The following is a 9,230-nucleotide window of genomic DNA, read 5'->3' as shown; positions in this document are numbered from 1 at the left end:
AGCTCTGCAGGCTTCATGCCTGCTTCGCCTTCCTTTAGGACACCGATGATCTGCTCTTCCGTGAATCGCTTCTTCATTGCCGTTCCCTTTGATGGAACGGACTCTACATCGTTACCGTACTAAACGCGGGGTGCAGGTCACGCTGTTTAAAAAAGCAATGCCAAAACTCTCAAGTGCACTTCTCATCATGACCTCGGCCTACGCGCACGCGACACCGGAGAGTGGTTGGTGGTGGAACGAGGCGGAAGGTGGCAGAGGCTATACCATTGAAGTACAAAATGGCGTCATGTTCATGTCCGGGTACATGTACGACGACAGCGGCAAGCCGGTCTGGTATGTATCCGGGCCGACCGCCATGCAGAACAGCACGACCTACAAAGGCACCTGGCTGCAATATGGTGGCGGCCAGACCTTGAATGGCCCTTACCGCAGCCCTACCGTCACAAATAGCAATGTCGGCAATGTCACCGTGACATTCAGCAGTGCAACCACGGCTACCATGACCTTGCCGTCTGGGGTAACCATTCCCCTGACTCGCTATAGCTTTGGCGGTACCACCCCGACACCGACCGGCCCTGTCGCAGCCATCTGTACCACAGCCAACATCAATACCCAGCGCTACAACGCCATTGCCATCGGCATGACTCCTGACCAGGTTAATGCCACCCTGGGCTGCAAGTACGACACCAGCCGCACTCAGCGCAATAACCTGTTCACCACCTATATTTGGCCAGTACCCGGCACCTTTACCTACCTTGGCGTCTACTTCGACACTGCTGGCACCAAGGTTATCGATGTCTTCAACGGTGCACCTGGCACCACGCCATCCTACAAGTTCTCCATGGGCTTTTGATATCGCGCTGCACGCTAGCATTGCCTTAAAAAGATACGTTGGCTTAGTATCAACTTTTAGAGTTTGCTTGCTTCGCTGTTTTCGGAACGAAACGGTCATAAATTCGTACCAGGATTGGCATTACGGTGCCAAGTCGAAATCAAGCAGCGGGTTTAGCAAGGGCCGGATGGCAACATGCCGGCCCTTTTGCTTTCCCGCCAAGTCCTGTTCAGCAACGCTACGCCGCCTCTTGGTTACACCAGCACCTCGTCATCCACCGCCCCACAGATACCTATTGCCTGCGGACGACGCCCCTCCTCTGGATCGTCCATAATAGAAAGCCCGCACCAAAGCGCGGGCCTTTGCCTTCAGGGCCACCTAGCCTCAATTGAAGCTATAGCTAAACTCCTCTGCCTCAACCGCCAGCACAATCTCCCGCAAGGGCTGGCTGTCACCCAGACGCTGCAGTATTTCCTGGCTGCAACGCGGCAACACCGTCCGTCCCAGGATGGCATCGATCATACGGCCGCCGGATTCGATTTCGTTGCAACGTGCCGCAATCAGGTCCACCACGGCCTGCGAATATTGCAGGGCCACTCCATGATTCGCCGACAGGCGCTTGGAAATGCGATCCAGACGCATGCGGATCAGGTTAGCCATGATGTGCTCAGACAAGGGGTAGTACGGCACGACCGACATACGGCCTAGCAAGGCCGCCGGGAATACCGCCAACAGATCCCTGCGCAGAGACTGCGCCAGCACGTCCGGCTCAGGCATCAGCTCCGGGTCCTGGCAGAGCTGCATGCTCAACTCGCTGCCCACGTTCGAGGTCAGCAGGATCACGGTATTACGGAAGTCGATGTAACGCCCCTCGCCATCCTCCATCCACCCCTTGTCAAAGACCTGGAAGAACATCTCGTGCACGTCCGGGTGTGCCTTCTCGATCTCATCCAGCAGCACCACGCTGTAGGGCCGGCGGCGTACCGCTTCGGTCAGCACGCCACCTTCGCCATAACCCACATAGCCCGGGGGCGCGCCTTTCAGGGTAGAAACGGTGTGGCTTTCCTGGAATTCGCTCATATTGATCGAAATCAGGTTCTGCTCACCGCCATAGAGCGTTTCGGCAAGGGTCAGGGCCGTTTCGGTCTTGCCTACGCCGGAAGGCCCCACCAGCATGAACACGCCGATGGGCTTGGCCGGGTCGTCCAGCCGCGCGCGCGATACCTGGATACGGCGTGCAATCGCTTCCAGCGCATGGCGTTGGCCTACCACCCGCTGTTCCAGCGTATCGGCCAGCTGCAGCACGGCGGTCACTTCGTCGCGTACCATGCGGCCCACCGGTATGCCGGTCCAGTCGGCCACCACGGCGGCCACTGCCTGTTCATCGACCGATGGCAGCACCAGCGGCTGCTCCCCCTGCAAGGCATCCAGGCTGGCCTGAGCGGCCCGCAGGGCCTCAAGGCGGTCGCTCCGCTCGCTGGCATCACCATCGGGCTGCTGCCGCAAGGCCTGGCGCAGGCTCAATACCCGCTCGGCCAACTCGCGCTCGGATTCCCAGCGTTGCGCCAAGGCTACCTTCTCCGCCTCCAGCTCCACCAGTTCCGCCGCAATGGCTGCCAGGCGGCTTGACCGATCCAGCCCAATCGCCACTTCCCCCTGCAGTATCTGTTGCTCGCCAGCCAGAGCAGCAATATCGCGCCGGCAATCTTCCAGCGCAGCCGGCGTCGCATGCTGGCTCACCGCCACGCGAGCACAGGCGGTATCGAGCAGGCTGACCGACTTGTCCGGCAGTTGCCGGGCGGGGATATAACGATGCGACAGTCGGACCGAGGCCTCGATGGCTGCATCCAGAATCTGCACGCGGTGGTGCCGCTCCAGCTGACCGACGATGCCGCGCATCATCACCAGCGCCGCTGCCTCATCCGGCTCGGCGACCTGTACCACCTGGAAGCGCCGGGTCAGCGCCGGGTCCTTCTCGATATGCCGCTTGTACTCACTCCAGGTCGTCGCAGCGATGGTGCGCAACTCGCCACGGGCGAGCGCCGGCTTGAGCAGATTGGCCGCGTCGCCAGTACCGGCGGCGCCACCTGCGCCAATCAGGGTGTGTGCTTCGTCGATAAACAGGATGATGGGCTGCTCGGCGCCACGTACCTCTTCAATCACTTGCTTGAGCCGGTTTTCGAATTCGCCCTTCATGCTGGCGCCGGCCTGCATCATGCCGATATCGAGCGAAAGTATGCTTACCGTCCGCAAGGACGGTGGTACGTCGCCCTGGGCAATGCGCAGAGCCAGGCCCTCCACCACCGCGGTCTTACCGACACCGGCCTCGCCGGTCAGCAAGGGGTTGTTCTGGCGGCGGCGCATGAGGATGTCGATCATCTGCCGGATCTCGCCATCACGGCCGTTGACCGGGTCCAGCTCACCAGCGCGAGCCCGTGCGGTCAGATCCACGGCGTAACGCTTCAACGCTTCCTGCTTACCCAGCGCCGCCGGTGCCAGGGCGCCGCTGGCTTCGCCAGGCGCAGCATCGGTCGTACTGCCCGCAGTCTGCGAGTTGTGTTCGGGCGAGTTCGCGACGATACGCGGCAAGGCCTCGGCCAGCTGGCCGTCGATCACCTTGCGGAATTCGGCGCTCATGCCGAACAGCTTGTCCTTAAGCGTGGGGGTACGCAGTACCGCCAGCAACAGGCACGCACCTCTTACCCTTTGCTCGGCATATTTCAGGGTGGCGTATATCCAGGCCCGTTCGGTGGCAAGTTCCAGATCGGCGGACAGGTCCACCGCATCCGCATGGGTGGGGAGACGCTCCAGTGCCGCCACCAGGTCGGCAGCCAGGCGGCTGTCATCCAGGTGGAAATGCCGGGCGATATGATGCAGGTCGGTATCCTGCGCCAGCAGCAGCTGGTTGAACCAATGCACCAGACCCACTTCGGGGTGGCCGCGCAGCTTGGCGAGCACGGTGGCGCCTTCCAGCGCCTTGTACAAGATGGGATCGAGTTTGCCGAACAGGGCGGCGCGGCTGATTTCAGACATGGTCGTTCTGCACTATGGAAGTTGTCGTATGGGCTTGGCTGGTCCTGCGAGGAGGACACAGCCAGAAAATTTGATGGGAGAAAAATCCGCCAAGACGGGAAATGACAAACGAATGGCGATAAGATACGGGGAAGAAATCTTTCCCAAGGCTGGGTAGTTCCAGACCAAGACGATGAAACTGACGCTGCTGACCACCGACGGCCAAACCGCCGAACCGCTCTCCGCCTACTTCGACGAAGATGGCGGCACCCTGGGGCGCGCGCCCGCCAACACCCTGGTCCTTTCGGGCGATAGCAATATCTCCCAGGTCCATCTGGCGATTGAGGCCATCAACGGCAGCTGGATGCTCAAGGATCTGGGCGACCTGCTGCCGGTCTTTCACAATGGCAAACCCTTGGGCTACGGCACCCGTGCCGCACTCAAGGATGGTGACCGGCTGCGCATTGGCGGCTTCGAGCTTGGGGTAGCCCTCCACGCCACTCGTCCGGCCGAGATGGCCGTGCCAGGCAATACGGCGATCCCCGCCGCAACAGCGACCACCTCTACTGCGGCGGCGCAACTGATTGATCCATTCGACTTTGGCGACCTGACGCGACCGATCGCTGCACCCGCCCAACCCTTGCCGGCAGACAGCATCTTCGACAGCCCGCTGCAGGAACCGGTACGTGCCAGCTCGGCCGCCTTGAACGACGTCGGCGGCAGTCTGGGCAGCCTGCTCGGCCATGGCGGCAATGCGCCCTCGGTGACACCCGTAGGCCACCAGGGGGACAGTCTGGATCTGCTGTTTGGTCTGCAAGGTGGCCAAGGCGCCGACCCGCTGGCCCACAACAACCCGTTCGAATCCACCACCCCGGTGGGCGACGATCCGTTCGGCCTGAATGAACGACCCGTGGTCCAAGCCACTGCGCCCGATCACGTACCTGGCATCCACAGCAGCATGTCGCTCGCACCGACTCCGGCCAGCGCCACGCAAGCCAGCCCGGCGGTGGTCGCCACTGTCGACGTACCGACTCCGGCCCAGTCCAGCCTGGCTGAGCCAGAGCCGGTTGCCGCTCCGACGCCACCGTCCCCACCGCCAGCCAAACACGGTAGCGAATCGCTCGACGAATTGTTTGGCCTCGGCTGAGCTGCCACGGCCGCCAGCCCCCGGCCTCAGGCCGGAGGCGCGGCGGGCAACCCGATACACGGCGCATGGACGGTAAGCGCCGCTCATCCCAGCCGCCATCCTGATACCGACGTCTTGTCGGCATTGCGCCCCAGCCAGCTGTCCCGCCCCAGTTGCACGCTGCCGTCGAGCTTAGGTTGCGGCAGGGATTCGGGCTTGATCTTCAGTTGTAGCGTCCATTCGAACGCCAGCCCCAGATAGTTACGAATCCAGTCTCGCAGTCGCGGCAGTGATTCCCCTTCGGGCAGGAAGCGCCGGTAATCGGCGTAATTCATCGGTCCCAGTTCGATCGCGAAGCAATGTTGCCGGTCCGGCACGCGCGCGCCCAGTACCGTACCGCCACCGAGCTGTGCCCCCATATCGCGCGCACCCAATCGGGTCCGCTGGGACTCGGGCAATGGTAGCCACTGGAATGCAAATGGTTCGATCGCGACCGGCACACGGAAATAGTCTGCCAATATGCGCCGTAGCCCGCCGGCGTCACGGCTGCCGCGCGCCAAGAGGCCGGTAAAGTGCAGCTTGGCTTCATCCTGCACGGTATCGCGCGTGAGCAGGCTGGCCTGGCCGTAGCCACCCAGGGCACCGATATAGCTCGCGAAGTTATCCTCGGCCGGGCGGTCGTAGGTCACCGCCGGCTGCCCCTCTGCCCAGGCGCGGTAGAACAGCGCCAGCATACGGTGGTGGAAGACGTCGGCGAACTGCCCCCAGGTCGCGTCTCGGTGGTTGTGCAGTCGATCCCATACGTATTCCGTCATGGGTAAGGGCAAGGCGCCGTTCGGGCCGAACAGCCCCAGCACCCGCACATTCACCTTGGGTCGTTCGCCATCCGTTTCAATGCTATCGAGCTCACCCGGCGCAAAGCTCATGGCTGGCACCTGCCCCAGCCGTACCGGTTCATCCTGCGGGCGTGCCGCCCTGCCCAGCCGGGGCAGATCACCGTGCCGAGCCTCCATGCGCCGCAGCAGCGCAAACAGGCTGGTTCCCTGCGGCCTGGCCGCCACCTTGTGCCAGATCGTCATAGTGCGGACTTGTTACCCATCTGTGGCGCCCAACGCTTCAGCTCGCCCCGGGTGGCCGACAGCAGCACCATTTCGGTGAAGGTGTTCATGGTGGCGTGCCGCGAGAAGAAGCGCTCCAACACCATCCCCAGCAGGAAGGGGCTACCACCGGCAAACACCGTTTCATTCAACGTCAGCGCGATCTCCACGCCACGGCCGAACACCAGCGGCCCCGGCCCGGGCAGACGACGCGTGACAGGGCTGGCAGATACCCGCTCCACACATTCCACCTGGCTGCGATTGCTTACGTCACCACGCTCGGCGTAGAGCGCCAGCATGTCCCGCACTGCCCGCGCTGCAGCCTTCCCATCCAGGTCGGTGAGCGAGAGATAGTTGAGCGAAAGATGGCTGATCAGGCGCCAGGCGATACCGCCTTCGGTCACGGCCGGGATGGGCCGGCTCGGGCCACGCAGACAGACCACGGCATCGACCGGGGCCGAGTCCAGCAAGGTGAAGTCGCTGTCCCCGCCAACCGGCATCAACAAGGGTAGATCACGGTTGCAGACCAGCACGTCACCGCCAAGCTGGACGATACGCTCGGAGAACGGTGCCTGGTCGGCATCCACCAGACTCACAAACAGCTCGCTGCCCAGGTAGCCGGAACGGCGGCCGGTACGCAGCTGGGTGCTGGAGGCAAGCCTCGGTTCACGTCGGGTGGTGAAGTAGGCGCGGCTGGCCGGTCGGTGCTCGTCATAGCTGGCATAGAAGGGCAGGAAGCGCGTTTCCTCCTGCTGGTCCGGACCATACCCTTCCACCGCCTGCAGACGCAGTATCTCGAAGTCCATAGGCCGGCGGCGGTCCACCACCATGTGGTATTCGCTCTGCATGGCCTCGACGTGGATACGATCCAGGCGCTTGGGGAACATATTGATCACCGGGGTGCAGAACAGGGCAAAGCACTGTTCGTCCACCAGCGCGGCCAGGGCGTCGTCGCCCCGCCCGAACAGCACTGCAATCTCCAGGCTGTCACTCTTCATATTCCGTACTACGTCACGTAGGCCATCGATACGGAAGAACAGAAAGCGCTGCGGGAAGGCAAAGTATTCATGCAGCAGTCGGTAACCGTCGAACGAGCGGCTTTGGTAAGGCAGCAGCACTTCTTCGTCCTCAAATCCCATCGGCCGTATGGCGCTGGCCGGCAACACGACGCTGGCCGCCGGGTTGGCCGGATCGGAAATGACCACGCTGGTCGCCGCCCCCAGGATCAACTCCGCCAGGCGGCTGGCAATATCGTCCGCGCCGGCCAGGAAGAACGGCAGGTCGTTCATGGCCATCTTATCGAAGTGCAAGCCCCCCCGAGCCTTGAGCTTCAGCCGTAGCACCCCTTTAGGCAGAGCACCCTGTACCTTGCCGGAGAACGGCAAATCAGCCGCATGGGTCTGGTAACGGGCGGATTCCAGATCAATGGGCCAGAGCTTGAGCGCATGGGCCGTGGTGAACTCGCAGGCGGTCTGCTCGCCGGCCGGCAAGCGACCACGCAAACGGGCACCACGGGGAATTTCATAGCCATTGGTCAGACTGTTGGCGGCCGCTGAAGGCTGGAAGCGGGCAATCGCCATGGCGGGTACCGGCATGCCGTAGTGCGGGTAGACCATGTCCAGCAGATGACTGGTAAAGGTGGGAAAGACCGCCTCCTGCTTGAGCTGCACCCGGGCAGCCAAAAAGGCGAAGCCTTCCAGCAGGCGCTCTACGTAGGGGTCTTCCACCTCCACGCCGCCCATGCCCAGCCGACCGGCGATCTTGGGAAAAGCTTGCGCAAACTCGCCACCCATCTCGCGGACGTGGCGCAGTTCCTGGTTATACAGCTCGAGAAAACGGGCATCGATCATCTTTGCACGACCTTAATTATCTGCATCAAGCCGGAACTCACCGCACTCGACATCCAGCTGAGTCTTGAGCAGCAGATCAACGGGATAAGGGTAGGACCAGAGCTGGCCACGTATTTCGAAGCCGATCTGGTGATGGTGGGTCAGGTCGGATGAACGCACGAGACTCACCTTCAGGGTAGCCGGGTCGATACGGGGTTCGAAGCGCACGATGGCATCGTGGATCGCCCGCTCCATCTCGCGGCTGTCAAGCGAGGCCAGCGACTGTCCAGAGAGCGCTGGAAGGCCAAAGTTGAGTACCGAGTCCAGCACTTCCGGCAGGGCATCGAAGGCGCCATCCGCCGGCCGCACGGTATTGAGCAGCCAGATCAGGTCCCGCAACACTCCTTGTCGCAGCTGGTTGCGCCGGATGCTGCGCGACTCCGGCTCGGCCGAGACCTGATCCGGTGCGTCGTCGGTGAGCCTGTCCAGAAGGGAGGGATAGAGCCGCTCAGCGCTGGTGCCATTGTTGGGTTGCTTGAGCATGGCTTTCTCGCAAGATGTAGTGAGGGCGGAACGAGATGCAAAGCGCGTATCAGCGCTGACCTTCGATCACGGTGTCCGAAATAAAGCGGGCGTAGACATGCGAGGGCGGCAAGCCCTCGAAGCGCAACAGACGCAATGCTTCGAAATCCTTGCTGCCGGTCCACCACAGCGACTTGCCCTCCATCAGCCGGGCAAAGGTCTGCCGGCCCAGGCTGGAGAACAGGTCGCCGAGCGCCTGCCCACCCGTCAGGGTGCCATGGCTCGCCTGGCCACCATTGAGACGCCAGGTATCCGCCAACTGCAGCGCTGCGGCATCCAGCTGACCGTCTTCCGGCATGGCGCTGGGCATGGGCACGCGCATCAAGGCGTTGTCCAGCTGCTCAGGATTGAGATTGCGGGACAAGGCGGCCAGCGCAATGGTCTCGATCTGGTCAAACCAGCAGTGCCCCTCGGCGCGGGCCAGCCTGGCAGTCCAGGCAGGCGAGGCTATGGGGGCGCAAATGGTCAGTGGGTAATAGCGCCCGACGGCATCCACGCTGGGCATCATCACCCCGGCATAGGCACCGCTGCCTATCACGCCCGGCGCCAGCAAAAAACGCCAGACCCGTGCATTGAGGTAGCGATCCAGCCAAGCCTGGCCCAGCTTGTCGCGACTGGCCAGCATGGAGGTGCGCAGCCAGTCATCCCAGATACTGATGAAATCGCTCTCGAGCCGGCGCGAAGCAAAGTCGGAAAGCGAGGGCAGCTTGCCGTACCAACCGGCGATCGGAAGATCCTGGTTCATGCCCACC

7 protein-coding genes are annotated in these 9,230 nt (G+C 62.5%); 2 read left to right on the top strand and 5 right to left on the bottom strand.

All coding sequences use genetic code 11. The features are described from left to right. The first annotated feature begins 130 nt into the window (after positions 1 to 130). Positions 131 to 853 carry a hypothetical protein gene (locus tag VIM95_RS04060; protein ID WP_331983285.1) on the top strand — a complete coding sequence of 241 codons (723 nt, stop codon included), beginning with the start codon at positions 131 to 133 and terminating at the stop codon, positions 851 to 853. A 363-nt stretch (positions 854 to 1,216) separates the two neighbouring features. On the opposite strand, the gene tssH is transcribed toward VIM95_RS04060, so the two are convergent. Beyond that, positions 1,217 to 3,865, bottom strand: coding sequence for a type VI secretion system ATPase TssH (gene tssH, locus VIM95_RS04055; protein WP_331983283.1), 2,649 nt, complete (start codon positions 3,863 to 3,865; stop codon positions 1,217 to 1,219). Positions 3,866 to 4,037: 172 nt separating this feature from the next. Between tssH and VIM95_RS04050 the strand changes: the two genes are divergently transcribed. Beyond that, positions 4,038 to 4,991, top strand: coding sequence for an FHA domain-containing protein (locus tag VIM95_RS04050; RefSeq protein ID WP_331983281.1), 954 nt, complete (start codon positions 4,038 to 4,040; stop codon positions 4,989 to 4,991). 83 nt (positions 4,992 to 5,074) lie between these two features. Here VIM95_RS04050 and tssG read toward each other — a convergent pair whose 3' ends face one another. The 4 genes from tssG to tagF are packed head-to-tail and all read right to left on the bottom strand — an operon-like array spanning position 5,075 to position 9,223. Then, positions 5,075 to 6,049 carry a type VI secretion system baseplate subunit TssG gene (tssG, locus tag VIM95_RS04045; RefSeq protein WP_331983279.1) on the bottom strand — a complete coding sequence of 325 codons (975 nt, stop codon included), beginning with the start codon at positions 6,047 to 6,049 and terminating at the stop codon, positions 5,075 to 5,077. After that, entirely contained in the window at positions 6,046 to 7,917 is a 1,872-nt protein-coding gene (gene tssF, locus VIM95_RS04040; RefSeq protein WP_331983276.1) for a type VI secretion system baseplate subunit TssF, read from the bottom strand. The genes tssG and tssF overlap by 4 nt, the downstream gene beginning before the upstream one ends. 12 nt (positions 7,918 to 7,929) lie before the next feature. Then, on the bottom strand, positions 7,930 to 8,439 hold the full coding sequence (gene tssE, locus VIM95_RS04035; protein ID WP_331983274.1) for a type VI secretion system baseplate subunit TssE: 510 nt from the start codon (positions 8,437 to 8,439) through the stop codon (positions 7,930 to 7,932). A gap of 49 nt (positions 8,440 to 8,488) precedes the next feature. Beyond that, on the bottom strand, positions 8,489 to 9,223 hold the full coding sequence (tagF, locus tag VIM95_RS04030) for a type VI secretion system-associated protein TagF (protein WP_331983272.1): 735 nt from the start codon (positions 9,221 to 9,223) through the stop codon (positions 8,489 to 8,491). Between the last annotated feature and the right edge of the window lie 7 nt (positions 9,224 to 9,230).

It is taken from the genome of Chitinimonas sp. (assembly GCF_036568685.1).
Lineage (GTDB): Bacteria > Pseudomonadota > Gammaproteobacteria > Burkholderiales > Chitinimonadaceae > Chitinimonas.
This window is presented reverse-complemented; position numbering and strand designations above follow the sequence as displayed.